Source organism: Plesiomonas sp. ISS29, assembly GCF_056522795.1.
This window is the reverse complement of the sequence record NZ_JAWRZQ010000001.1, coordinates 558,772-585,239: the sequence shown is the minus strand read 5'-3', so window position 1 is coordinate 585,239 and position 26,468 is coordinate 558,772. Positions and strand designations below refer to the sequence as shown.

At 48.0% G+C, this 26,468-nt stretch carries 23 protein-coding genes and 1 riboswitch; of the genes, 19 read left to right on the top strand and 4 right to left on the bottom strand.

Annotation, left to right across the window (positions count from 1 at the left end; genetic code table 11):
* Position 1: 1 nt before the first annotated feature.
* A complete protein-coding gene (gene dnaA / locus AC1HDJ_RS02570) occupies positions 2-1,384 on the bottom strand; it encodes a chromosomal replication initiator protein DnaA (protein WP_479533091.1) in 1,383 nt (460 codons plus the stop codon).
* Positions 1,385-1,840: 456 nt separating this feature from the next.
* On the opposite strand from dnaA, the gene rpmH reads away from it, so the two are divergent.
* The 17 genes from rpmH to AC1HDJ_RS02485 all read left to right on the top strand — a co-directional run bounded on the left by rpmH (position 1,841) and on the right by AC1HDJ_RS02485 (position 16,934).
* On the top strand, positions 1,841-1,975 hold the full coding sequence (gene rpmH / locus AC1HDJ_RS02565; protein WP_438622551.1) for a 50S ribosomal protein L34: 135 nt from the start codon (positions 1,841-1,843) through the stop codon (positions 1,973-1,975).
* An 18-nt stretch (positions 1,976-1,993) separates the two neighbouring features.
* The gene (rnpA, locus tag AC1HDJ_RS02560; RefSeq protein WP_438622550.1) at positions 1,994-2,350 is read left to right on the top strand and encodes a ribonuclease P protein component; all 357 of its coding nucleotides are present in this window, start codon (positions 1,994-1,996) and stop codon (positions 2,348-2,350) included.
* Positions 2,317-2,574 (top strand): membrane protein insertion efficiency factor YidD, encoded by a 258-nt coding sequence (gene yidD, locus AC1HDJ_RS02555; RefSeq protein WP_479533088.1) that lies wholly within the window; start codon positions 2,317-2,319, stop codon positions 2,572-2,574. The genes rnpA and yidD overlap by 34 nt, the downstream gene beginning before the upstream one ends.
* A gap of 2 nt (positions 2,575-2,576) precedes the next feature.
* On the top strand, positions 2,577-4,199 hold the full coding sequence (gene yidC / locus AC1HDJ_RS02550; RefSeq protein ID WP_479533086.1) for a membrane protein insertase YidC: 1,623 nt from the start codon (positions 2,577-2,579) through the stop codon (positions 4,197-4,199).
* Positions 4,200-4,263: 64 nt separating this feature from the next.
* Complete coding sequence (gene mnmE / locus AC1HDJ_RS02545) at positions 4,264-5,670, top strand: tRNA uridine-5-carboxymethylaminomethyl(34) synthesis GTPase MnmE (RefSeq protein WP_479533084.1); 1,407 nt, start codon at positions 4,264-4,266, stop codon at positions 5,668-5,670.
* Positions 5,671-6,071: 401 nt separating this feature from the next.
* Positions 6,072-6,509 (top strand): FMN-binding protein MioC, encoded by a 438-nt coding sequence (gene mioC / locus AC1HDJ_RS02540; protein WP_479533082.1) that lies wholly within the window; start codon positions 6,072-6,074, stop codon positions 6,507-6,509.
* A gap of 396 nt (positions 6,510-6,905) precedes the next feature.
* Entirely contained in the window at positions 6,906-8,795 is a 1,890-nt protein-coding gene (gene mnmG / locus AC1HDJ_RS02535) for a tRNA uridine-5-carboxymethylaminomethyl(34) synthesis enzyme MnmG (protein ID WP_479533080.1), read from the top strand.
* Between the two features lie 20 nt (positions 8,796-8,815).
* Positions 8,816-9,448: a 16S rRNA (guanine(527)-N(7))-methyltransferase RsmG gene (gene rsmG / locus AC1HDJ_RS02530; RefSeq protein ID WP_479536964.1), complete on the top strand. Its 633-nt coding sequence runs from the start codon at positions 8,816-8,818 to the stop codon at positions 9,446-9,448.
* Between the two features lie 601 nt (positions 9,449-10,049).
* Positions 10,050-10,430, top strand: coding sequence for an ATP synthase subunit I (locus tag AC1HDJ_RS02525; RefSeq protein WP_479533078.1), 381 nt, complete (start codon positions 10,050-10,052; stop codon positions 10,428-10,430).
* A gap of 8 nt (positions 10,431-10,438) precedes the next feature.
* Complete coding sequence (atpB, locus tag AC1HDJ_RS02520) at positions 10,439-11,239, top strand: F0F1 ATP synthase subunit A (RefSeq protein WP_438622543.1); 801 nt, start codon at positions 10,439-10,441, stop codon at positions 11,237-11,239.
* 56 nt (positions 11,240-11,295) lie between these two features.
* Entirely contained in the window at positions 11,296-11,553 is a 258-nt protein-coding gene (atpE, locus tag AC1HDJ_RS02515) for a F0F1 ATP synthase subunit C (RefSeq protein WP_010863012.1), read from the top strand.
* 37 nt (positions 11,554-11,590) lie between these two features.
* Positions 11,591-12,061: a F0F1 ATP synthase subunit B gene (gene atpF / locus AC1HDJ_RS02510; RefSeq protein WP_479533075.1), complete on the top strand. Its 471-nt coding sequence runs from the start codon at positions 11,591-11,593 to the stop codon at positions 12,059-12,061.
* Between the two features lie 16 nt (positions 12,062-12,077).
* Positions 12,078-12,611, top strand: a complete 534-nt coding sequence (gene atpH / locus AC1HDJ_RS02505) for a F0F1 ATP synthase subunit delta (protein ID WP_438622541.1) — start codon at positions 12,078-12,080, stop codon at positions 12,609-12,611.
* A gap of 12 nt (positions 12,612-12,623) precedes the next feature.
* Positions 12,624-14,165 carry a F0F1 ATP synthase subunit alpha gene (gene atpA / locus AC1HDJ_RS02500; protein ID WP_479533073.1) on the top strand — a complete coding sequence of 514 codons (1,542 nt, stop codon included), beginning with the start codon at positions 12,624-12,626 and terminating at the stop codon, positions 14,163-14,165.
* A gap of 51 nt (positions 14,166-14,216) precedes the next feature.
* Positions 14,217-15,080 (top strand): F0F1 ATP synthase subunit gamma, encoded by an 864-nt coding sequence (gene atpG, locus AC1HDJ_RS02495; RefSeq protein ID WP_479533071.1) that lies wholly within the window; start codon positions 14,217-14,219, stop codon positions 15,078-15,080.
* 30 nt (positions 15,081-15,110) lie between these two features.
* Positions 15,111-16,487, top strand: coding sequence for a F0F1 ATP synthase subunit beta (atpD, locus tag AC1HDJ_RS02490; protein WP_479533069.1), 1,377 nt, complete (start codon positions 15,111-15,113; stop codon positions 16,485-16,487).
* A gap of 21 nt (positions 16,488-16,508) precedes the next feature.
* Positions 16,509-16,934, top strand: coding sequence for a F0F1 ATP synthase subunit epsilon (locus AC1HDJ_RS02485; protein ID WP_438622537.1), 426 nt, complete (start codon positions 16,509-16,511; stop codon positions 16,932-16,934).
* A 347-nt stretch (positions 16,935-17,281) separates the two neighbouring features.
* On the opposite strand, the gene potE is transcribed toward AC1HDJ_RS02485, so the two are convergent.
* Entirely contained in the window at positions 17,282-18,601 is a 1,320-nt protein-coding gene (potE, locus tag AC1HDJ_RS02480; RefSeq protein ID WP_479533066.1) for a putrescine-ornithine antiporter, read from the bottom strand.
* Between the two features lie 1,261 nt (positions 18,602-19,862).
* Here potE and adiA point away from each other — a divergent pair.
* The gene (adiA, locus tag AC1HDJ_RS02475; RefSeq protein WP_479533064.1) at positions 19,863-22,130 is read left to right on the top strand and encodes an arginine decarboxylase; all 2,268 of its coding nucleotides are present in this window, start codon (positions 19,863-19,865) and stop codon (positions 22,128-22,130) included.
* Between the two features lie 215 nt (positions 22,131-22,345).
* Here adiA and glyS read toward each other — a convergent pair whose 3' ends face one another.
* A complete protein-coding gene (gene glyS, locus AC1HDJ_RS02470) occupies positions 22,346-24,415 on the bottom strand; it encodes a glycine--tRNA ligase subunit beta (RefSeq protein ID WP_479533062.1) in 2,070 nt (689 codons plus the stop codon).
* Between the two features lie 2 nt (positions 24,416-24,417).
* A complete protein-coding gene (gene glyQ, locus AC1HDJ_RS02465) occupies positions 24,418-25,335 on the bottom strand; it encodes a glycine--tRNA ligase subunit alpha (RefSeq protein WP_438621810.1) in 918 nt (305 codons plus the stop codon).
* A 357-nt stretch (positions 25,336-25,692) separates the two neighbouring features.
* Positions 25,693-25,895, top strand: a riboswitch (yybP-ykoY riboswitch).
* A 16-nt stretch (positions 25,896-25,911) separates the two neighbouring features.
* On the opposite strand from glyQ, the gene AC1HDJ_RS02460 reads away from it, so the two are divergent.
* On the top strand, positions 25,912-26,460 hold the full coding sequence (locus tag AC1HDJ_RS02460) for a TMEM165/GDT1 family protein (RefSeq protein WP_479533060.1): 549 nt from the start codon (positions 25,912-25,914) through the stop codon (positions 26,458-26,460).
* Positions 26,461-26,468 lie beyond the last annotated feature (8 nt).

The window sequence follows — 26,468 nt, the reverse complement described above, 5'->3', positions numbered from 1 at the left end:
GTTATGATGACAATGTCCGAATTAAGTTAGAGTAATCTTCTTTGATATCATGGCTCTCTTCACGCAGCTGCTCGATCTTACGGCAAGCGTGCAGCACCGTGGTATGGTCTCGCCCACCAAACGCATCACCAATTTCAGGTAAACTGTGATTGGTTAGCTCTTTGGCCAACGCCATCGCCATCTGGCGCGGGCGCGCAACCGATCGTGAGCGGCGTTTTGACAACAGATCTGCCACTTTAATCTTGTAATACTCGGCGACAGTCTTCTGAATATTGTCGATAGTGACCAGTTTTTCTTGTAATGCCAGAAGATCGCGCAGTGCTTCACGCACAAAATCAATGGTAATCGCCCGTCCGGTAAAGTTGGCATTGGCAATCACGCGGTTCAATGCGCCCTCTAATTCTCGCACATTCGAGCGCAAGCGTTTAGCGATAAAAAAGGCCACTTCATCAGGCAAACGGATATTATTTTCATCCGCCTTTTTCATCAAAATCGCCACCCGCGTCTCTAGCTCCGGCGGCTCAATCGCCACCGTTAAACCCCAGCCAAAACGCGATTTAAGCCGATCTTCCACCCCGTTAATCTCTTTGGGATAACGGTCAGAGGTCAGAATAATCTGCTGATTACCCTCTAACAACGCATTAAAGGTATGGAAGAACTCCTCCTGAGAGCGCTCTTTGTTGGCAAAAAACTGGATATCATCAATCAGCAGTGCATCCACCGAACGGTAATAACGCTTAAACTCTTCAATTGCGTTATTTTGCAGGGCTTTGACCATATCCTGCACAAACCGCTCAGAGTGCATATACACCACTTTGGCATTGGGTTTCCGGGCAATAATCCCGTTACCTACCGCATGCAACAAGTGGGTTTTTCCAAGGCCGGTGCCGCCATACAAAAACAGCGGATTATACGCCCCACCGGGGTTGTCAGCCACCTGACGCGCGGCAGCGCGGCCAAGCTGGTTTGATTTACCTTCCACAAAGTTATCAAAGCAGTGCTTTGGGTTTACGTTCGAACGGTGCTGAATATCTGGCCGTACCGGCGCAGAATCCCAACTGCGCGATGGCGCAGGCTTAGGTGATGCCGAAACCGGCTGGTGGCGTACCGGTGTAGACTCAGGAAGCACTACACTAACGGGCTTACTGCCCACTTCAAAACGCAACTCAGGGGTTTGAGTACCACAATAATCATTCAGCAAACGGTTAATACTGTTTAAATACTTATCGCGAACCCAATCCAATACAAAACGGTTTGGCGCATATAACGTCAACGTATTGTCGCGTAGCTCCGCCTGTAAAGGACGGATCCACATGCTGAATTCGGTGGCTTGTAGCTCTTCTTGCAACTGGGCAAGACACTGCTGCCAAAGCGAAGATGACACGGCGGACTCCACTCGAACAATACCTATAAAAAAGGGGAAACACAGGGTACCCGATGATGCCCCGATCATGAATCAGATCAGGATCTGAGGACCGATGATCATAGCCTAAAGCCCTGCCAAGATCTTCTGTTATCCACAGAAAAATCGCGATCCGATCCCCAGCATGATCACCCAATCAGGCTAAAAGCCCTTTGTTTGCAGAAGGATCATTCTGATCCTTGTACTTATGTATAGCTTGCGTATAATTCCCGACCAGCGCGAAACTTATGTTTATTGAACAGATGCCGATTGACTCAGGATTGTACAATCACTACAATTCTGCCTCTTTTGAGGCGCCATTTTGTTCAAAACTGTCCTATTCGTTAGAATAAGTCAGCCGAACAAGCGCTCGCCGTCTTACGTATTTACTACGTAATGCGTTACTGATCAGTAATACAGATTTAGGTAGAAATCGCTATGAAACGCACTTTCCAACCGTCAGTTCTGAAGCGTTCCCGTGCTCACGGCTTCCGTGCTCGTATGGCCACTAAAGGTGGTCGTGCAGTATTGGGTCGTCGTCGTGCAAAAGGTCGCTCCAGCCTGTCAGCTTAACTGAACACTGAACATAGTGTGGTTAAGCTAGCTTTTCCTCGGGAGTTACGTTTGTTAACTCCCGCTCAATTCAGCGTCGTCTTCCAGCAGCCTCAACGGGCAGGCTCTCCCCAACTCACAATTCTTGCGCGTGCGAACAATCTAGACCATGCTCGTCTTGGTCTTACGGTCGCGAAGAAACATTTAAAACGTGCTCATGATCGCAATCGCATTAAACGTCTGGTTCGAGAAAGCTTTCGCCTTAATCAGCATGAACTGCCTTCGGTAGACTTCGTGGTGATAGCTAAAAAAGGCATTGGCGAACTCAGTAACCATGAGTTGACGGAGCTTTTGAGTAAATTATGGCGTCGCCATTCTCGCCTCTCGCGTGGTTGATGATATTATTCATCAAAGTCTATCAGTGGGTAATCAGCCCGCTGATAGGCCCCCGTTGTCGCTTTCAACCTACCTGTTCACATTACGGAATTGAGGCATTGCGCCGGTTTGGAGCAGTAAAAGGTAGTTGGTTGACAATCAAACGCGTATTAAAATGCCACCCTTTGAACATAGGTGGGTACGATCCTGTTCCCCCCAAATCTGACGATAACAGAGAACATTGACGATGGATTCCCAACGTAACCTCCTTCTCATCGCTCTGCTTTTTGTCTCCTTCCTGGTGTACCAGCAGTGGAATACTGACTTCGGTCAACAACCCGCCGCAGAAGTCACACAACAGGTTGAAGCGAAAGCAGCAGGTGACGTACCTGCGCATGCTGACAGCGCGCAAACCCTTGATAGCAGCACTCAAGGCCGTCTGATTACTGTGCAAAGCAACGTGCTTAGCCTGACTATCGACACCTTAGGTGGTGATGTGGTTAAAGCTGAGCTGTTAAAATACCCAGAATCACTCAACTCAACGCAACCGCTGGTATTGTTAAATGACTCTGCCAAGCATATCTATGTTGCTCAGAGTGGTTTAATTGGTGCAGATGGTATCGATACGACCGCTGGCCGTGCGCAGTACCAGATTGAGGGTGATAGCTTTACGTTGGGCCAAAATCAGTCTGAACTGCGTGTTCCTCTGACAGTGGTTAAAAACGGGGTCACTTACACCAAAACCTTCGTTTTAAAACCTGACAGCTACGCCATTGATGTGAACTACGGCATCAACAACCAGAGCGATAAGCCGGTTACCGTACAGCTGTATGGCCAGATGAAGCAAACTGTTACCGAAAAAGGTGGCAGCCTGACCATGCCAACCTACCAAGGTGGCGCGTACTCTTCGGCTGAAACCCGTTATAAGAAGTACAGCTTCAAAGAGATGGAAGAGAAAAATCTTGCCATCTCAACGCAAGGCGGCTGGGTTGCTATGATGCAACACTACTTCGCAACCGCATGGGTTCCGCCAGCAGATGAAACCAATCAACTGTACAGCCGTGACAGTAACGGTATCGGCTTTATGGGCTTTCGTGGTCCGGAAACCGTAGTTGCCGCAGGGCAGACCAAAGATCTCGACAGCGTGCTGTGGATTGGTCCAAAACTGCAAGATGCGATGGAAAAAGTGGCCCCTAACCTTGATCTGACTATCGATTACGGTTGGTTATGGTTTATTGCCAAACCGATGTTCCAACTGCTGCAATTCCTGCACGGTATTGTCGGTAACTGGGGCGTTGCCATTATTCTGATCACCTTTATCGTGAAAGGAATTTTGTACCCGCTGACCAAAGCACAGTACACCTCAATGGCCAAAATGCGCATGTTGCAGCCAAAACTGCAAGCGATGCGCGAGCGTTTGGGCGATGACCGCCAGCGCATGAGCCAAGAGATGATGGAGCTATACAAGAAAGAGAAAGTTAACCCGCTGGGTGGCTGCTTACCTCTGATCTTGCAAATGCCAATCTTCATCGCCCTATACTGGACGCTGATGGAGTCGGTAGAGCTGCGTCATGCACCGTTTATTTTGTGGATCCACGATCTGTCTGCGCCAGACCCGTATTACATCCTGCCACTGCTGATGGGTGTATCGATGTTCTTCCTGCAGAAGTTATCACCAAGTGCGGTAACCGACCCTATCCAGCAAAAAGTGATGAACTTTATGCCGGTTATGTTTACTGTATTCTTCCTGTGGTTCCCATCAGGTCTGGTACTGTACTGGTTGGTCTCTAACTGTGTGACCATTATCCAGCAACAAATTATCTACCGCAGCCTTGAACACAAAGGGCTGCACTCGCGCGATAAAAAATAAGCGCGAACTGACCTCAATTTTAAGCATAGGCGGCCTCTCGGTCGCCTTTTTTTCAGGAGGCGTCATGACCCCTTTGAATGACACCCAATCTGCTGATATCGCCAACGCAGGCAGCCAAGATACAATTATTGCCCAAGCCACACCGCCCGGACGTGGCGGCGTAGGCATTCTGCGCGTTTCTGGGCCACAAGCGGTTGCAGTAGCCCATGCCGTGCTAGGGCGCTGCCCAAAACCACGCTATGCCGACTATCTGCCGTTTAAAGATGCTGATGATACCGTGCTCGATCAGGGTATTGCCCTGTATTTTAAGGCTCCACACTCTTTTACCGGTGAAGATGTTCTGGAGTTGCAAGGCCACGGCGGGCCGGTGATCCTCGATTTGCTGATGAAGCGTATTCTCAACTTCCCAGGTCTGCGGGTTGCCCGTCCGGGTGAGTTCTCTGAACGTGCCTTTATGAACGATAAGCTCGACCTTGCCCAGGCCGAAGCGATAGCCGATCTGATTGATGCCAGCTCAGAACAAGCCGCCCGTTCGGCGGTAAATTCGCTGCAAGGGGTGTTCTCCAAGCACATTCACCAGCTGGTAGAGTCACTGATCCATCTGCGTATTTATGTCGAGGCCGCCATTGATTTTCCCGATGAAGAGATAGATTTTCTCTCCGACGGTAAAGTGCTCGGTGATCTCAATGCCATAATGACCGAGCTGCAGCAAGTTCGGGCAGAAGCACGCCAAGGCAGCCTACTGCGTGAAGGGATGAAAGTGGTGATTGCCGGCCGCCCGAATGCCGGAAAATCTAGCCTGCTCAACGCACTGGCTGGGCGCGATGCCGCCATCGTCACTGATATCGCCGGTACAACCCGAGACGTGCTGCGTGAGCATATCCATATCGATGGAATGCCTTTGCATATCATTGATACCGCAGGTTTGCGCGAAGCCACTGACGAAGTTGAACGTATCGGCATTGAGCGGGCATGGAGCGAAATAGCACAAGCTGATCGGGTGCTGTTTATGGTTGATGGCACCACTACCGAGGCCGTTGAACCACAGCACATCTGGCCGGAATTTGTGGCCCGTTTGCCGGAAAATATCCCGATTACCGTGATTCGCAATAAAGCCGATCTAACCGGTGAAGCACTCGGTCTGAGCGAGCATGCCGGCTACACACTGCAACGCCTGTCAGCCCACACCGGTGAAGGGGTTGAGTTACTGCGTCAGCACTTAAAGCAGTCTATGGGCTTTGAAAGCGCACCGGAAGGTGGCTTTTTAGCCCGCCGCCGCCACCTACAGGCACTTGAAACGGCAGACCAACATCTGCAACTCGGGTTAGCACAACTGGTTGGCTACAACGCCGGAGAACTGCTGGCTGAAGAGCTACGTTTAGCCCAGCAATCACTTGGTGAGATCACCGGCGAATTCAGTTCAGATGATCTGCTTGGGCGTATATTTACCAGCTTCTGTATTGGGAAATAAACACGAGTTATCCTGCCGACTCATACGCGTAATCGGGTATTTATTACCCGATTACGCGTTTTTTTGTGCATTTTTTCACGCAAAAATCAGCTAATACTCGCGGTTTTCATCAAAATGTCGGCCCCTGTACCATCATCTTACCGGCAATATGGGTGACAAAAAAATAGGATCTGCAACCAAACCCGATCCTTTCAACATGAAGATCGTCTTCAGAATCGATAATAATCACCTAGCGATCCGATGATCACCGATAAAACGATCTCCTACCTCTGATTCTGTTTTTACCCGTCATCCCGATCAATTTGTCACTTATCCACAAGATCTTAGTCAGATCTGGGCAAGCCGATCACCGCGCGGTACAATCAACGCATTCGCCCAATAACGGACACCCACAGCCCCCAATGAAAAACATCAGCCTGATCACCGGCAGTACCCTTGGTGGTGCCGAATATGTCGCCGAACATCTTGAAACACTACTTGCACAGCAATCCATCACCGCACAGGTTTATCATGGCCCGCAATGGCATGAAGTCCCGTCACACGGGCTCTGGCTGCTGATCTGCTCAACACACGGAGCCGGAGAGTTACCTGATAATTTGCAACCTTTCTTGCAGCAGCTCGAACAACAAAACGATCTGAGCGCACTGCAATACGGGATCATCGGGCTTGGTAGCCGTGATTACGATACCTTCTGTCAGGCCGCTCACACACTCGATCATGCTCTACAACAGCGTGGAGCACAACGGATCGGATCACCGCTTGAGATCGATGTCAGCAGTGGAGTTATCCCCGAAGAGAGTGCAGAAGCCTGGCTGCCACAGTGGATAACTCAGATATAAATTTTTTTTATTTATTTTCACCGAAACTCTGTGGATAAGCTTGGATCAAACGGGGGTATAACCGGTAGTTATTCCATTAATAACTCTTACCAAGATCGCCACCTGTGGATAAACACCTATTTAGATCCCAGCTTATCCTCGCTAGGATCACGGATCTTCCACAGCAAATGATCCTTTCTAACCAGATGATCTTATTGATCAATTAACGCTTATCCACACGATCTGGCGATCTTAATAAAAGATCCAATAAAGGATCTCTATATAAAAGATCTTTATTTTATTTAACTACGGATCAGATCACAGTTTCCCTCAGCGCTAAACTTCAGTAGAATTCACCCTCTGTGACAATCATCCCCCCGTTGATCTTCTTAACGCACAAACCGAGGTGTGGCGATCATGTTTTACCCAGATCCCTTCGACATCATCGTGATCGGTGGCGGACACGCCGGAACCGAAGCCGCGATGGCATCTGCCCGCATGGGATTGCGGACACTCCTGTTGACCCACAATGTCGATACATTGGGGCACATGTCTTGCAACCCAGCGATAGGCGGTATCGGTAAAGGGCATCTGGTGAAAGAACTTGATGCTCTTGGCGGCCTGATGGCCCTAGCCACCGATAAAGCCGGTATCCAATTTCGTATTTTAAATGCCAGTAAAGGCCCAGCAGTACGGGCTACCCGTGCACAAGCAGACCGTGTTCTGTACCGTCAAGCTATCCGAACAGCACTGGAGAATCAGCCAAACCTGCAGATCTTCCAGCAAGCCGTTGAGGATCTGATCGTTGAAAACGATCAAGTTGTTGGTGCAGTAACCCAGATGGGCTTAAAGTTTCGCGCCAAAGCCGTGGTATTGACCGTCGGTACGTTTCTTGATGGCAAGATCCATATCGGGCTTGAAAATTACAGTGGTGGCCGTGCCGGCGATCCTCCGGCTATCGCCCTGTCACACCGATTACGTGAATTACCTTTACGGGTTAACCGCTTAAAAACCGGTACACCACCACGTCTTGATGCCAGAACCATTGATTTCTCTGCACTTCAGCAGCAGTGGGGAGATAATACAGCGCCAGTATTCTCCTTCATGGGGCGCGCTGAAGATCATCCTGAACAGATGCCTTGTTACATCACGCATACCAATGAGCGCACTCACGATGTGATCCGTGCAAATTTGGATCGCAGCCCGATGTATGCCGGGATCATCGAAGGGATCGGCCCGCGTTACTGTCCGTCAATTGAAGACAAAGTCATGCGTTTTGGCGATCGTAACGGCCATCAGGTCTTTTTAGAGCCTGAAGGTTTAACCAGCCACGAAATCTACCCAAATGGTATCTCAACAAGCTTACCGTTTGATGTACAAATGGCGATCGTACGTTCGATCCACGGTATGGAAAATGTCAATATCGTCCGTCCAGGTTACGCGATCGAGTACGATTTCTTTGATCCTCGCGATCTCAAGCAGACTCTTGAAAGTAAAGTGATCCGCGGGCTGTTCTTTGCCGGTCAGATAAACGGTACAACCGGTTACGAAGAAGCGGCAGCACAAGGCCTACTGGCAGGCATGAATGCGGGTCTGTATGCGCAGGAAAAAGAGGGTTGGTTCCCACGCCGCGATCAAGCGTATATGGGCGTATTGGTTGATGATCTCTGCACCCTTGGTACACAAGAACCATATCGTATGTTTACCTCACGTGCAGAGTACCGTTTGTTACTGCGTGAAGATAACGCCGATTTGCGCCTCACCGCCAAAGGGCGTGAGCTTGGTCTAGTGGATGATCTGCGTTGGGCGCGTTTTAACCAAAAACTGGAAAGCATTGAGCAAGAGCGTCAGCGTCTGCGTCAAACATGGGTAAACCCAAAAACTGAGCAAATTGACGAAGTCAATGCAACCTTGTCAGCACCGCTATCACGTGAAGCTAGCGGTGAAGATCTGCTGCGCCGACCTGAGATGGATTACGTCACTTTGACTAAGCTAAGCGCATTTATGCCGCCATTAGCTGATCAACAAGCTGCAGAGCAGGTTGAAATTCAGGTTAAATATGACGGTTATATCTCGCGGCAAAAAGAGGAAGTTGCCAAGCAACTGCGTAATGAAAATACGTTGCTGCCTGAGGATATTGATTATCAGCAGGTTAACGGTCTGTCAAATGAAGTGATCGCAAAACTCAATGATCACCGTCCAACTAGTATCGGACAAGCTTCACGTATTTCCGGCATTACACCGGCGGCAATTTCGATTTTGCTGATCTGGTTAAAAAAGCAGGGCTTGCTGCGTCGAACCGCGTAAACGATCCTAAAGGACGCATGATGTTAGCTGAAAAATTAAATCAGTTGCTGGCACAAACAGAGTTAAGTGTTTCTGAACAGCAAAAACAGCAGTTGCTCAGCTTTGTGCAACTGCTCGATAAATGGAATAAAGCGTATAATCTGACTTCAGTACGTGATCCGCAAGAGATGCTGATTAAGCATATTTTGGACAGTATTGTTGTTAGCCCTCACTTACAGGGAACGCACTTTATTGATGTTGGTACAGGTCCCGGTTTACCCGGGATCCCGCTGGCTATCATGAACCCAGACAAGCACTTTGTGCTGCTCGATAGCTTGGGTAAGCGAATTCGCTTTATTCGTCAGGTTCAACACGAACTAGGCTTGACCAATATCACCGCGGTACAGAGCCGGGTTGAAGAGTACCAGCCTGAGCAACCGCTAGATGGCGTGTTAAGCCGAGCATTTGCTTCACTGAACGATATGCTGCACTGGTGTCAGCATCTTCCTGCCGCAGAGAACGGGCTGTTTTATGCACTAAAAGGGCAACACCCGCAGCATGAAACTGAAGAATTACCGACATGGTGTGATGTTAAATCGGTGATCCCACTTTGTGTTCCTGAACTCAATGCAGAAAGGCATCTAGTGCTGATCGGTAAAAAAAAGACTCAGTAGTATTCTAAAGCCCACCAAATTTAACGTGGGCTTTTTTATTATTTATTTTTGTTGTATCGATTAAGCAAATTAATATGCAACGCGTATTTAGGCTTTATTCTGTGAAATAAATCGCAAAATAAAGGCGTGTATTCCATTATTTTGTCAGTAGCTCGATATTTCTGACATTTAATAGCCTTAATCTTAGCAACAAAATGGAATAATTAATCTTGTGAGCTGGTAACATCTTTTACGCAATATTTTACGGTTCAAGGCTTGTTGATGTTTATATTAGCGTTGCGCGTTTATGCTGCAATTGCAGGTAATCCGTAAGGTTAAATTAAAAACATTAACAATAAATGCGGGAAGGGTGGCATTTTAGTTACAATTCGACTCAAACATCATACAAAACAGACGCATAAAGTTTACAAAATGTAAATGATTTGACTTGTTTTTGCTGCGAACTGATTGCATTGCATTACTGACTCCGTATAATTTCCATTACTTTAGTGTCGATAGCGGTAATTTTAGATACTAACGTTATTTTCAGTAACAATAACCGCTGTTGTATATGATGGTGTGCAGTAATAACCACAGATTAATAGTCAGCAAGAAGGGTGGTATGTCATCATTAACCGCTCAAGGGCGAAAACTGGCTTGCCAGTTGTGGTTTAGCCAAGCGGCTGTGGTATTGGTGTGTGCACTGGCATTTACCGGGTATAGCCGAGCGTGGGCATGGTCGGCACTGGCTTCTGGGTTGATAACTCTTTTACCCAATGCGGTTTTTGCCTGGTGCGTGTTTCGCTATTCAGGGGCTCGCCAATCTAGCTTGGTTATGCGCTCTTTTTTTGTCGGTGAAGTGGCAAAAATTGGTTTAACATTAGCGCTATTTGTTTTCGTTTACAGGTACATGGATGTGTTACTCATTCCCTTGTGCTTGACCTATTTGGCCGTGTTGATAGTTAACCTATTAGCACCCGTAATTTTTAACAACAACGAGTAGGAAGCATCATGTCTGCATCGGGTGAAGCTCTCACACCGTCCGGTTATATTCAGCACCATCTGACTAACTTATCAGTGGGGCAGGGTTTTTGGACATTTCATCTAGATACGCTATTTTTTGGTTTTGCTATCGGCTGCCTGTTTTTATGGGTTTTTCGTCGTGTCGCGGTACAAGCAACCTCCGGTGTTCCGGGTAAGTTGCAGTGTGCCGTTGAGATGCTGGTTGAGTTTGTTGATCAGACAGTCCGAGACACCTTTCAAAGCCGTAATAACACGATAGCACCATTAGCACTGACCATCTTTGTCTGGGTATTTTTGATGAATACCATGGACTTGATCCCGGTTGACTTCCTGCCAGTGGCTGCACAGCATTTGGGTATTCCCTATATGCGTGTTGTGCCAACAACGGATCTGAACACCACCTTTGCACTGTCCATTGGCGTGTTCTTCCTTATCATTTTTTATAGCATTAAGGTTAAAGGGCCAAAAGGGTTCATTAAAGAACTCACTCTGCACCCATTTAACCACCCGCTAATGATCCCATTTAACTTAGTTCTGGAACTGGTCACCCTGATTGCAAAGCCAATTTCATTGTCTTTGCGTCTGTTCGGTAACATGTATGCAGGCGAGTTAATTTTTATCCTGATTGCAGTGATGTACACCGCAGGCTTAGGTTCTGGCTTTATCGCCACGTTCTTGCAGCTAGGCTGGGCCATCTTCCATATTCTGGTTATTACCTTACAAGCATTTATTTTCATGATGCTGACCGTGGTGTACCTGAGCATGGCGCATACGGATTCAGATCATTAAAAGTAACCCCCTAACCTTAATAACTAGCTGTTTATAAACATAAATTGGAGATAACCATGGAAACTGTAATTAGCATTACTATCATCGGTGTTGCTATCATGATCGGTCTGGCTGCGCTGGGTACTGCTATCGGCTTTGCTATTTTGGGCGGCAAATTCCTCGAAGCTTCTGCTCGTCAGCCTGAAATGGCACCGGCTCTGCAAGTTAAAATGTTTATCGTTGCTGGTCTGCTTGATGCGATCTCCATGATTGCTGTCGGTATTGCACTGTTCTTCGTCTTCGCTAACCCGTTTGTGGGTCTGTTGCAGGGTTAATGATCAGCGGCCACTTAACTGTTAGAGAGGTGCTGTTGTGAATATCAACGCAACCCTGCTGGGCCAGGCAATTTCATTTATCTTGTTTGTCTGGTTCTGCATGAAACTCGTTTGGCCGCCATTGATTGCAGCCATTGAAGAGCGTCAGAACAAAATTGCAGATGGTCTGGCAGCGTCAGATCGTGCAACCAAAGATTTAGAGTTGGTGAAAGCGAAATCAGCTGATCAACTTAAAGATGCCAAAGTTCAGGCAGCGGCCATTATTGAACAAGCAAATAAGCGTAAAGCAATGATTTTGGACGAAGCGCGCAATGAAGCTGACCTTGAACGTCAGAAGATCATTGAGCAAGGCCGTGCCGAAATTGACGCTGAACGTAAGCGTGCGCGTGAGGAGCTGCGTAAGCAGGTTGCTGTATTGGCGATTGCCGGTGCAGAACGCATCCTCGAACGTTCCGTCGATGAAGCTGCAAACAGCGATATCGTCGATAAATTAGTCGCTGAACTGTAAAAGGAGGGTAGGGCTTATGTCTACAATGACTACGGTTGCCCGTCCCTACGCCAAAGCAGCGTTTGACTTTGCAGTCGAGCAGAATGCCATCACACACTGGCAGGATATGCTGGGGTTTGCGGCGGAAGTTGCGCGTAATGAAGAGATTGCTTCGCTATTAGACGGTGCTTTAGCACCCGAAGCGCTGTCTGATTTACTGATTGCCATCTGCGCTGAACAACTCGATGAGTATGGCCAAAACCTGATTCGGGTGATGGCAGAAAATCGACGATTGGCTGTGTTATCCGATGTTCTGTTGCAGTTCATTGAACTGCGAACCGCTTATGAAGCGACAGTAGAGGTCGATGTGACATCTGCTACGCCGTTAAGCCAAGAGCAGCAAGATAAGATTATTACGGCCATGGAAAAACGTTTGGCACGCAAAGTGAAGCTGAATTGCAACATTGAGAGTTCTGTAATGGGTGGCATAGTGATCCGTGCCGGCGATCTGGTGATCGACGGCTCAATTCGCGGACGCCTCACCCGTTTAACAGAATCGTTGCAGTCTTAAGGGGACTGGAGCATGCAACTTAATTCCACCGAAATTAGTGAACTGATCAAGCAACGTATTGCTCAGTTCAATGTTGTGAGCACCGCTCGCAACGAAGGGACTATCGTTTCGGTCAGTGACGGGATTATTCGCATCCACGGCCTAGCCGATGTGATGCAGGGTGAGATGATCGCACTGCCAGGTAGTCGTTATGCCATTGCACTGAACCTCGAGCGCGACTCTGTGGGTGCAGTAGTAATGGGCCCGTATGCCGATCTGGCAGAAGGCATGAAAGTATCTTGTACCGGCCGTATCCTCGAAGTTCCGGTTGGTCGTGGTTTGCTTGGCCGTGTGGTTAACACACTGGGTCAGCCAATTGACGGTAAAGGTGCACTTGAGCACGACGGTTTCTCACCTGTTGAGATGATCGCGCCAGGTGTTATCGATCGTCAATCGGTCGATCAGCCAGTACAAACCGGCTATAAATCTGTTGATGCTATGATCCCTATCGGCCGTGGTCAGCGTGAGCTGATTATCGGTGACCGTCAGACCGGTAAAACCGCGATGGCGATTGATGCGATCATCAATCAGCGTGATTCCGGCATTAAGTGTGTGTATGTAGCTATCGGTCAGAAAGCATCGACCATTGCTAACGTAGTACGCAAACTTGATGAGCATGGCGCTCTAGCAAATACCATTGTTGTGGTTGCATCAGCCTCTGAATCAGCGGCTTTGCAATACCTTGCGCCATACTCTGGTTGCGCAATGGGTGAATATTTCCGTGACCGCGGCGAAGATGCACTGATCGTTTATGATGATCTGTCTAAGCAAGCTGTGGCTTACCGTCAGATCTCTTTGCTGCTGCGCCGTCCGCCTGGCCGTGAAGCGTATCCAGGGGATGTATTCTATTTGCACTCCCGTCTGCTTGAGCGTGCTGCGCGTGTTAACGTTGATTACGTTGAGCGCTTTACCAATGGTGCGGTAAAAGGCCAGACTGGTTCACTGACTGCGTTGCCAATTATCGAGACCCAAGCGGGTGACGTTTCTGCATTCGTTCCGACCAACGTGATCTCTATCACCGATGGTCAGATCTTCTTGGAATCTAACCTGTTCAACGCCGGTATCCGCCCTGCGGTTAACCCGGGGATCTCAGTATCCCGTGTGGGTGGTGCAGCACAGACTAAGATTATCAAGAAACTGTCCGGTGGTATCCGTACCGCTCTGGCACAGTATCGTGAACTGGCCGCATTTGCCCAGTTTGCCTCTGATCTGGATGATGCTACCCGTAAACAACTGGCACACGGTCAGAAAGTGACTGAATTGCTCAAGCAAAAGCAGTACGCACCAATGTCAGTTGCGGCACAGGCTTTAGTACTGTTTGCTGCTGAGCGTGGTTATCTCGATGACGTCGAACTGAATAAGATCGGTGATTTCGAAGCGGCTCTGCTTTCCTATGCCCAGCGTGAAAATGCTGAGCTCATCACGCAGATCAACCAAACTGGTGCTTATAACGAAGAGATTGAGAATGGCTTTAAGTCTATTCTTGAAACCTTCAAGGCAACCCAGACCTGGTAACCTGTCGGGTGGCTGTGTGAGCAGCCACCCCGTAATGACGGAGAGGCAGAGATGGCCAGCGCAAAAGAGATACGAACAAAGATCGCTAGTGTGCAAAGCACACAGAAGATCACCAAGGCTATGGAGATGGTGGCTGCGTCTAAAATGCGTAAAACGCAAGAACGCATGGCTGCTAGTCGCCCGTATGCCGAAACTATGCGTAAGGTGATCGGTCATATCGCGCTTGGTAATCTGGAGTACAAACATCCGTACCTAGAACAACGAGAGATCAAGCGTGTCGGCTATCTGGTTATTTCTACCGATCGCGGCCTGTGTGGTGGTTTGAACATTAACCTGTTCAAAAAGACCCTCGGCAGCATGAAAACGTGGAGTGATCAGGGCGTTGCCGTTGAAGTTGCACTTATCGGTTCAAAAGCAACTGGCTTTTTTAGCTCAGCCGGAGCAAAAGTCGTTGCTCAGACCAACGGTCTTGGCGATACACCTACCCTGTCTGATTTGATTGGGCCTGTGAAGGTGATGTTGCAAGCCTACGATGAAGGCCGCTTAGATCAGTTGTACGTGGTGTACAACAAGTTTGTAAACACCATGTCGCAAGTGCCTAAGATCGATCAGCTTCTGCCCTTACCTAAACCGGAAAAACAAGAGATCCCAACCCATAAGTGGGATTACTTATATGAGCCTGATCCTAAGCCATTGCTAGATACACTGCTTGCGCGTTTTATTGAGTCGCAGGTGTATCAGGGTGTGGTAGAAAACCTCGCTTGTGAGCAAGCGGCGCGGATGGTGGCCATGAAGGCGGCGACCGACAATGCCGGTAACCTGATTGATGATCTGAAACTGGTGTATAACAAAGCCCGTCAGACCAGCATTACTCAGGAACTGAGCGAAATTGTGTCCGGCGCTGCGGCGGTTTAAGGGCAAACGAATTACTTTAGAGGATTCAAGATGGCTACTGGAAACGTCGTCCAGATCATCGGCGCCGTGGTGGACGTGGAGTTCCCGCAGGACGCTGTACCTCAGGTTTACGATGCACTGATAGTTGAAGGTGTTGAGTTGGTGCTGGAAGTTCAGCAACAACTGGGCGGTGGTATTGTACGTTGTATCGCGATGGGGGCATCTGATGGCCTTAAGCGCGGTCTGAAAACAACCAATACTGGCGCACCGATTACTGTTCCTGTTGGGGTTGAAACACTGGGCCGTATCATGGATGTGCTGGGCAACCCGATTGACCAGAAAGGTCCTATCGGCGAGCAAGATCGTTGGGTTATCCACCGTGAAGCACCAAGCTATGAAGATCAAGCAAACAGCACTGAACTGCTGGAAACCGGTATCAAGGTTATTGACCTTGTCTGCCCGTTTGCTAAAGGTGGTAAGGTTGGCTTGTTTGGTGGTGCCGGTGTAGGTAAAACCGTAAACATGATGGAGCTGATCCGTAATATCGCGATTGAGCACTCAGGTTACTCGGTATTTGCTGGTGTAGGTGAGCGTACCCGTGAAGGAAACGACTTCTACCACGAAATGAAAGACTCCAACGTACTGGATAAAGTATCGCTGGTGTATGGTCAGATGAACGAGCCACCAGGCAACCGCCTGCGTGTAGCACTGACCGGCCTGACCATGGCGGAAAAATTCCGTGATGAAGGCCGTGATGTTCTGCTGTTTATCGATAACATCTACCGTTATACCCTGGCAGGAACCGAAGTATCGGCACTGCTTGGCCGTATGCCATCGGCAGTAGGTTATCAGCCAACTCTGGCCGAAGAGATGGGTGTGCTACAAGAGCGTATTACCTCTACCCGCACCGGTTCTATCACATCTGTACAGGCAGTTTACGTTCCTGCGGATGACTTGACTGACCCGTCTCCGGCAACAACGTTTGCGCACTTAGATGCGACCGTGGTACTGAGCCGTCAGATCGCATCTCTGGGTATTTACCCAGCGGTAGATCCACTCGACTCCACATCACGTCAGCTTGATCCGCTAGTTGTGGGTCAAGAGCACTATGATGTTGCACGTAATGTTCAGTCGGTATTACAGCGTTATAAAGAGCTGAAAGATATTATCGCGATTTTGGGTATGGATGAGCTGTCTGAAACCGACAAGCTGACCGTATCACGTGCGCGTAAAATTGAGCGTTACTTGTCTCAGCCGTTCTTCGTAGCTGAAGTATTTACCGGTTCTCCGGGTAAGTATGTTCCGCTGCAAGAGACTATCCGTGGCTTTAAAGGCATTTTGGAAGGTGATTTTGATCATCTGCCAGAACAAGCTTTCTACATGGTAGGTGGCATCGACGAAGTGGTTGAGAAAGCCAAGAAGTATTAATGCTTCGTTGAGGAGGGCAATATGGCTGCAATAACCTTTCAGCTGGATGTTGTCAGTGCTGAGAAGCGTATTTTCTCGGGTCTGGTTGAAACCGTTCAAGTGACAGGCAGTGAAGGTGAGCTGGGTATTTTATCCGGCCATACACCTCTGCTGACTGCCATTAAACCGGGTATGGTACGGATAGTAAAACAGCACGGGAAAGAGGAAGTGATTTATCTTTCCGGTGGTCTGCTTGAAGTTCAGCCTAACTCGGTGACGGTTCTGGTCGATACCGCTATTCGTGGCGAGGATCTGGATCTGGCTCGTGCACAAGAGGCTAAACGCCGTGCAGAAGAGCTGATTAAGAGCTCTCATGGCGATATCGATTATGCTCAGGCCTCTGCTGAACTGGCAAAAGCGTTGGCAAAACTACGAGTTATCGAATTGACCAATAAGGCAAGACGTTAAGTTGTAAGTAACGCCCACTGTTAATGAAGCGGCTCTGATTCAGAGCCGCTTTTTTTTGTCTGTTTATCAGGCAATGGTTGGTTTTAAATTAATAGATGTTTTGCTTGTGCTGATGTGCTGATGTGCTGATGTGCTGATGTGCTGATGTGCTGATGTGCTGATGTGCTGATGTGCTGATGTGCTGATGTGCTGATGTGCTGATGTGCTGATGTGCTGATGTGCTGATGTGCTGATGTGCTGATGTGCCCAACACTGGTGCAAAAAAAAGCCTTATCTTAATTAAGATAAGGCTTTTTTATCTAGTGGATGCTACCTGTTATTACCAGTAGCACTCACTGAGTGGATGTTTATTTTACTTGGTTTACCGGAACATCACGTGCTGCGATGAAGCCGTAGAAGATGTAACCGAACAGGGTGATGATTGAACCACCGAATACTGCATCAGCACCACATGCATAAACACCGTAGATGCTGTAAACCACCGCGATAGTACCGACAGTTGCACCGATTTTGTACTGGCTTTTGCTGACTTTGTTTTTACGCAGTAGCACTTCCAGACCGGTCATCGAGAGGATGTACGGTACCATGTTGATGAATACGGCAAGGTTTAACAGTGCGTTGAACTGGCTGATAAGGTTTGGAGAGATGGTCATACACGCTAAGATCAGCTCAAGTACCAGCATAATCAGCATACCGGCAACCGGTGCACCTGCAGCATTAATTTTGCTGAAGATTTGCGGGAACAGTTTAGAGTCTGCTGCGGCTTTAGATACTTGGGCGTTGGTGAACTGCCAGCCAAGCAGAGAACCGATACAGGCGATAACAGCCAGTGCGGTAACAATTTGGCCTACTAGCGGGCTGAACATCATAGAGAAGACTAGGCCGAACGGTGCATCTGATGTGGCTAGAATTTCGTTAGGTACGATACCTTGGATAACTGATGTTGATGCAATATAAACAACAGCAGCAAATGCAGTACCGAACAAGCAAGCGAGTGGTACGTTACGCTCTGGGTTTTCTACTGCGCCGGAGTTTGCACCCGCAGATTCAATACCCAAGAATGCCCACAAAGTCAGCGCGATACCAGAAGATACGGCATGAACTGTGCTGTCTGCATGCGGGTTCCATGCGGCCATAAAGATCTTTGGTTCAAACCAGAACCAGCCAATGATTGACAGGCCTGCTACCGGAATGATAATCCCCCAAACGGTAAAGCCAGAGATTTGACCGGTGATTTTCGGGCCGGCAAAGTTAGCGACCATCGTCACAATCAAAATGGCAACGACACCCACAAAGGTGTGGATCGGGGTCAGGCCAAGCCATGGGAAGAAAGGTTTCAGGTAACCTACGCAAGATACGGCGATAGCCACCGCACTGATTACCAGGCAAACATAGTAGGTGTAAGAGGCAATAAAGAATGAAGATTTACCGTGTGCTTCTTCAGAATAAGCAGACATACCGCCATCACGCTTACAAAATGCACCGCATTTTGCAAAAGTATAAGCAATACACATTGCACCAATAGCGGTAACTACCCATGAAAGCAGCGATATAGCACCGGTTTGTGCCAAGCTGGCCGGTAACATGATGATACCTGAACCCATCATATTAACGGCAACTAATACGGTTAAACCGATTAGCCCCATTTTTTTCGATTCTGTAGCCATGAATTGTATCTCCGATAAGGGATTATTCTTTTAATTTTTAAAAATATGATTAATTAGACATTGTTATATGCTAACTGGAAATAAAAGCATATTTGCCTTCACTTCTCTGTTTTACTGGATCTGTATTGATTGGTTTTCTTCCTATAAATAGGTTTCAATCTGTAAAGGTAGTCATTATCAATAAGGATTACCTTTAGCTTACAGTGAGTATGCAGATACACTTTTATTTCCAGTATGCTTATGTAATAACTGCCGCAGATAGATTTTATTTACCCAATGCTTGTTATGCATAAACGAAATGGAATAAATAATACAATGACTAATGAGTGCGCTATATCTTAGCTTTACGCTATAAACATTATGGCAGTTAGAGATAAACGTCAATTTGAGTTCAATAAAAAACGTTGGCAATACGTAACCTTGTATTTCCATAATAATTTCAGGTTTATTCTATAACTAATTGAATTTAATGGGTATTGAGTTGGCGGATTTTTGGTTGTGTGTATATATTGATTGCCAGGTATGTTTCAGATGTTTGGATGTATGAATAATCTGCGTTAAATGTGATTTTATTGTTCTTGTTGTTTGCATTTAATGCTTGCCGTATTGAGATGTTTTAGTTTATTTCAGTTTGTTTCCGTGGTGAATTAAATTAATTAAATGTGATGTGCGTCAATTAATATAAGTGGCCATTAGATTGCGTTAGCTCTGGTTTTTAGACTATGGAAATAATGTTATTCGATAAATGGATGGTGTTATTTAGTAAATGTTGAGTGTTTATTTTATTATTATTCACTAGTTAGTGCTGATTGTCTCGTGGTTTTGTGGTTTTTTTGAATAGTTATGTATTGTTTTTGTTTTAGTATTCTCTGTTTTTGTTTTTGTAATGTTTTGAAATACTAGTTAATAGCAATAAATACATTTTAGTTTTAATATCTAAATCAGTTAGGCAACGCTGTTTTGAAATTGGGCGTTTTAAATATTCCATCTTCGCAGTTTCATTAAGTAAATAGCTCAATAAGTAAATACTGAGTCGTCTGGCTTTTTTAATAATTTTTTAATGCGTGATTATTTCCACCTCATTTGTTATTGGTTTTTAAATGTATTCTGGTTGGCTCTGTTTTTTTAGACTGATTCAACCTGAATACATTATAAAACTTTAATTTGCAGTTTATGACCGTATCTTGCCGCAGCAACTTAAGCTGTTGCTATCTACAACACGATAAGCTGTGTGGCGTACATTTTAATGATGGGTTTATCTATGTGTGATAAAAAATACCTGATCGTAGGAAACAGCGCTGTTACCAATATTCCTTTAGAAGAGGCGATTGAGCGTATTGTTTCTTCTCTGAGCAGTAAAGGCGAAGTGATTCAGTTTGCACACTCTTACGAGAATGCAACTAACTACGCAACCTCAAATGCGGCAGTAGATTGTGTGATGGCTGAGTGGGTTCCTGCTGAAGCTCAAAACATTATTAGCTTTTTGAAGCAACTGCGCATTCGCCACGAAAAAGCACCGGTATTCCTGCTGGTGAGCTCACACAGTGATAATAAAGCTGTGACCTCTGAGCTGATGGAGCTGGTGACTGAAACCTTCCTGATTTTAGATGATACTACTGACTTTATCGTGGGCCGTTTGCAAGCTGCGGTAGCGCGTTATGAGAAAGCTATCATGCCTCCTTTGATGGCGGCGATGATGGATTACGCGAAAGTTAAAGAGTACTCATGGTCAGCGCCAGGCCACCAAGGTGGTATCGGTTTTTGTAAAACGCCTGTTGGCCGTAAATTCTTTGATTTCTACGGTGAAAACCTGTTCCGTACCGATATGGGTATTGAACGTGCTGCGTTAGGTTCTATGCTAGACCACACCGGCGCATTCGGTGACAGTGAGAAATATGTTGCCCGCGTATTCGGTGCAGACCGCAGCTACTCACTGGTAGGTGGTACTTCTGGTTCTAACCGTACCATCATGCAAGCATGTTGTGCGGCAGGTGATACTGTTCTGTGTGACCGTAACAGCCATAAATCTATCGAACAGGGTCTGATCCTGACCGGTGTTAACCCGGTTTATATGACCCCAACTCGTAACGCATACGGCATTATCGGCCCAATCCCGAAAGCGCAAATGCAAGCGGCTTCTATCCAGAAGAAGATTGCTGAAAACGATTTGATCACCAATAAGGCGGCGAAAGCTTCTTACAGTGTTGTGACTAACTGTACTTATGATGGTCTGATTTATAACGGTGACACCATCCAGAAACTGCTGGGTGAGAGTGTTGACCGTATTCATTACGATGAAGCTTGGTTTGGTTACTCTCATTTCCACCCAATGTACAAAGGCTATCACGCAATGCGCGGTGATAAGTCTGAGCACAGTGAAAATGATCCAACCATTTTTGCGACTCACTCTACACATAAACTGTTGAATGCGCTGTCTCAGGGTTCATTCATTCATATGCGTGAAGGCCGTCGTAACATTAAAGAAGCGCAGTTCAGCCAAGCGTATATGCTGCACGCGACTACCTCTCCGCTGTACTCTATTGCTGCATCAAACGATGTTGCCGCGGCGATGATGGAAGGTAAGCAAGGCGAGCATCTGATCGCTGAAGTGATTGAAGAAGCGGTTGATTTCCGTCAGGCCGTAGCGCGTATGCACAAAGAGTGCAACGAGGGTGATGACTGGTTCTTCAAACCATGGAACCCAGAAGTGGTGACTGACCCGCGTACCGGCGAGACTTTCCGCTTTGAAGATGCACCGGTTGAGTTGCTGAGCAGTGAGCAATCTTGCTGGAAACTGCGCCCAGGTGAAGAGTGGCACGGTTTTGCTGAAATGGAAGATGACTGGGTAATGCTTGATCCAGTTAAAGTCAGCATTTTGGCTCCAGGCCTGAACATTGACGGTTCTTTGCAACCAACTGGCGTTCCTGCAGCATTGGTTACAGCTTACCTGTCTAGCATTGGTATTGTGCCAACCCGTACTACTGACTTCCAAATCATGTTCTTGTTCTCTATGGGCGTGACTAAAGGTAAGTGGGTGACGTTGATGAACAGCCTGATGGCGTTCAAAAAGCACTACGATGCCAACACTCCGCTGACCGAAGTGCTGCCAGATTTGGTTGCGGTAGCGCCAAGTGTTTACGGTGATTTGGGTATGCGTGATCTGGGCGATAAGATGATCGGTTTCTTAAAAACCCATAACCCAAGTGTGAAACTGAACCAAGCGTATTCAACACTGCCACAAATTGATATGTTGCCAGGTCAGGCGTTCTCTCAATTGGTGACTGATAATGTTGAGATGGTCTCTATCACCAACCTGAAAGGCCGTACGACTGCGAACTCTGTTATCCCGTATCCACCAGGTATCCCAATGCTGATGTCTGGCGAAAACTTCGGTGACGAAAATAGCCCGCAAATTGGTTATATGAAGGCACTACAAGCATGGGATGAGACTTTCCCTGGTTTCGAACACGAAACTGAAGGTGCTGAGAAAGAAGACGGTGTATACCACGTAATGTGTGTAAAACAATAAGTTAGACACACTGTAAACCCGTAAGATAAGCGATCCCCGGCCATGTGCTGGGGATTTTTTTTATCCCAAATCAGGAACAAAAAACCAATACAAAAGCGTAAAAAATAAGCAGGGAAAAGAGAAGAAAAACAATCAAACGGTGTGGGATAAAAAAAAGCCCCGTCAGGGTATCCGTGACGGGGCTTTCGGTTTTATTTTACGCGATGCGATAACCGTTATTGCAGTACAGAGATATCCGCAATTTGCAGGAACAGGTTGCGCAGCGTGCTGAGCAGGGTCAGGCGATTGTTACGCAGTGCGGTATCATCGGCCATTACCATCACGGTATCAAAGAATGCATCAACCGGCTCACGCAGTGCGGCTAGCTCGGTCAGGGCCTCCTGATAACGGCCTTCTGCAAACAGCGGTTGCAGTGCAGCTGATAGCGCAATTACCTGCTCGGCCAGTGCTTTTTCAGCCGGTTCGGTCAGCAGTGCGCTATTGATAGCTTTTGGCAGTTCGCCATCAACTTTGGCCAGAATGTTGGATACCCGCTTATTCGCAGCGGCCAGCGCAATGGCTGCATCAAGGCTACGGAAGTGGGATACCGCTTTTACCCGTGCATCAAAATCTGCCGGACGGGTCGGGCGGCGAGCCAGTACTGCTTGAATCACATCGACGCCAAAACCTTCATCTTGATACCACGCACGGAAACGGCCAAGCATAAAATCGACCACATCGTTGACGGTATTGGCGTTGCTGATTTTGTCTCCGTACAGGCGGACAGCCTCTTCGGTCAGTGTTTGCAGATCAAGTGGCAGTTGCTTTTCAACGATGATCCGCAGTGCGCCCAAGGCCGCGCGGCGCAGCGCGAACGGGTCTTTATCGCCTTTTGGATGTTGTCCGATACCGAAAATACCGGCCAGCGTATCCATTTTGTCGGCCAGCGCAACAGCACAGGCAACCAGAGACGATGGCAGGGCATCACCGGCAAAGCGCGGCATATACTGCTCGTTTAAGGCAACGGCAACATCTTCAGCTTCACCATCGTGACGGGCGTAGTGCATGCCCATCACACCTTGGGTGTCGGTAAATTCAAACACCATGTTGGTCATCAGATCGCACTTTGACAGCAGACCGGCACGGCGGGCATGTTCGGTGTTAGCACCGATTTGGTCGGCGATAAAGCCGGCCATTTGCTCAATACGATCGGTTTTATCGCGCAGCGTGCCAAGTTGTTGCTGGAACAACACGGTTTGCAGGCGCGGCAGGCGATCAGCAAGCGTATGTTTGAGGTCAGTTTTGAAGAAGAACTCAGCATCAGACAGCCGCGGACGAACAACTTTCTCGTTACCACTGATGATCTGTTGTGGGTCTTTCGATTCAATATTGGTCACAAAAATGAAGTGCGGCAGTAATTTGCCCTCTTTGCTGTAGACCGGGAAGTATTTCTGGTCACCTTTCATGGTGTAAACCAGTGCTTCAGCCGGAACGGCAAGGAATTTCTCTTCAAATGTGGCGGTCAGTACTACCGGCCACTCGACCAGTGATGTCACCTCTTCCACTAGGCTGTCAGAGAGATCTGCAATACCACCGAGTTGTGCGGCCGCTTTTTGCGCATCGGCCAAAATCATCGCTTTACGGGTTTGGTAATCAGCAATCACTTTTCCGCGGGTTTCGAGCACTTGCGGGTACTGATCGGCATTTTCCAGCGTGAATTGAGCCTCGCCCATGAAGCGGTGACCACGTACTGTGCGGCCAGAGGCTACGCCTAAAATTTCACCTGCCACCAGCTCATCACCCAAAAGTAGGGTAACAGTGTGAACAGGGCGGATAAAAGAGATACTCTTATCTGCCCAGCGCATTGGTTTTGGCATTGGCAGCTTGGCCAGTGCGCTGGCGACCATTTCGCACAAAAGTTCTTTAGCTGGGCGGCCGGCGACAACGGCGCGGTGTAATAACCATTCGCCTTTATCGGTGACCATGCGCTCGGCTTGTTCAACGGTGATCCCGCAGCCACGCGCCCAGCCTTGGGCCGCTTTGGTTGGCTGGCCTTCGGTATCAAAGGCTTGAGCAATGGCTGGGCCACGTTTTTCAATTGACTGATCGGGCTGCGCTTTTTGCAGGTCAGCCACTTTCAGAGCTAAACGGCGTGGGGCGGCAAACCAGCTGACCGTACCGTGGCCTAAGTTGGCTTTATCCAGCTCGGCGGTGAAGTTATCAGCAAAGGCTTGTGCCAGTGCACGCAACGATTTCGGTGGTAACTCTTCGGTACCGATTTCAACTAAAAATGTTGCTTGGCTCATGATTATTTCGCCCCTTCACGGTGACACATCGGGAAACCGAGGGCTTCGCGGGATGCGTAATAGGCTTCTGCCACGGCTTTGGTCAGTGTACGAATGCGCAGGATATAGCGCTGGCGCTCTGTCACTGAAATAGCTTTGCGGGCATCAAGCAGGTTGAAGGTGTGCGCCGCTTTGAGGATGCGCTCATAGGCTGGCAGAGGTAGCGGTTTTTCCAGATTCAGCAGATGCAGTGCTTCTTTCTCATACTGTTCAAAGCAGGTGAACAGGAAATCAACATCGGCGTGTTCGAAGTTGTAGGTAGATTGCTCAACTTCATTCTGGTGGAAAACGTCACCGTAGGTGGTTTTACCCAGCGGGCCATCGCTCCAGACCAGATCGTAGACGCTGTCTACGCCCTGAATGTACATAGCGAGGCGCTCTAGACCGTAGGTAATTTCACCGGTAACCGGTTTACACTCCATGCCGCCAACTTGCTGGAAGTAGGTGAACTGGGTGACTTCCATACCGTTGAGCCAGATTTCCCAGCCCAAACCCCATGCACCGAGTGTCGGGTTTTCCCAGTTGTCTTCTACAAAGCGGATATCATGCACCAGAGGATCAAGGCCGAGTGCCTTGAGCGAGCCTAAATAGAGCTCTTGAATATTCTCAGGTGATGGCTTGATGATGACCTGAAACTGGTAGTAGTGTTGTAGACGGTTCGGGTTCTCACCGTAACGACCATCGGTCGGGCGGCGTGAAGGCTGCACGTAAGCGGCGGCAATCGGTTCAGGACCGAGTGCGCGTAGGCAGGTCATCGGATGCGATGTACCGGCGCCCACTTCCATATCTAAAGGTTGCACGATAGTGCAGCCTTGCTGTGCCCAGTAATCCTGCAGTGTCAGGATCAGGCCTTGAAAGGTTTTAGTATCGAACTTCTGCATAATGGATTGCAAATTCGGTCTTGTTAGGATAAAGGCGTTTAGTATAGCGTTTGCACACCCGATATAGAAAGCACTGATATGGAAACAAACCGGCTGCGGGTAAAAGTGCGATAGGCTGGACATCAACCAAGGAGTTGCGATGCAACGTTATGAGTGGGTCAGTGCTAAAACCGTATTACGTTAAATTAATCTGTGGCTAGCTTTGATTGGAAAGTCGGTTTATCAGTATCAATATTATACCAATGCTATACCACACGGATATTCTGATTACAGGGTAAGTTTACACACTTGTTTCTGTTGTATGAAGTGAGTAGAATTCGCCTGTTTTCATGTGGGAGGATCTCCCCGCATGAAGCTCCTTCTGTCATGGGGGAGTAGTCTTTTGTATCTTAGTACTTGTTTGAGTGCGCCGTTTTGATACAGAGCTGTCGTCAACAAGCTTGCCCGAAGGGCATGGCGGCAGCAGCCTCGCTCCACTGAGGTTGACGAGACCTATGGCTAACGACTGTAACCGCAGGGGCGGGGGCAGCGTTATGCCATATGTTTACGTTGGTCCTCGCCCCTTGTGAGTATGTCGTGTCGATAATTGCTACTTCTTTTGCCTCCGTGGCGCTGGCTGAAATGGGCGATAGAACCCAACTGCTGACGTTATTACTGGTGGCACGTTTCCATAAACCGTGGGCTATTCTTGCTGCTATTGTAACGGCAACATTGCTGAACCACTTTGTGGCTGCATGGATTGGGGTTGAGCTGGCCAGTTATATCACCCCTGATATTATGCGCTGGGTGGTGGGCATCGGGTTTTTACTGATGGCCGGTTGGATCTTAATTCCTGATAAAGACAACGGCGAGGTCAAGGGTGGGCACCCGTTCTGGACTTCACTGGTGATCTTTTTTATTGCCGAGATCGGGGATAAAACCCAGATTGCTACGACATTACTGAGCGCTCGTTATGACAGTGTTACACTGGTCTTAATCGGTTCAACGCTGGGTATGGTGGCGGCGAATGCGCCGATGTTGTGGTTTGGCGAGCGGTTAAGCCCGTACATGAAATCAGCTTGGGGACACCGCGCTGCGGCACTGGTTTTTGCCGGCTTGGGATTGGCTTCATTGCTGGTTTTGTAAGCTGCCCA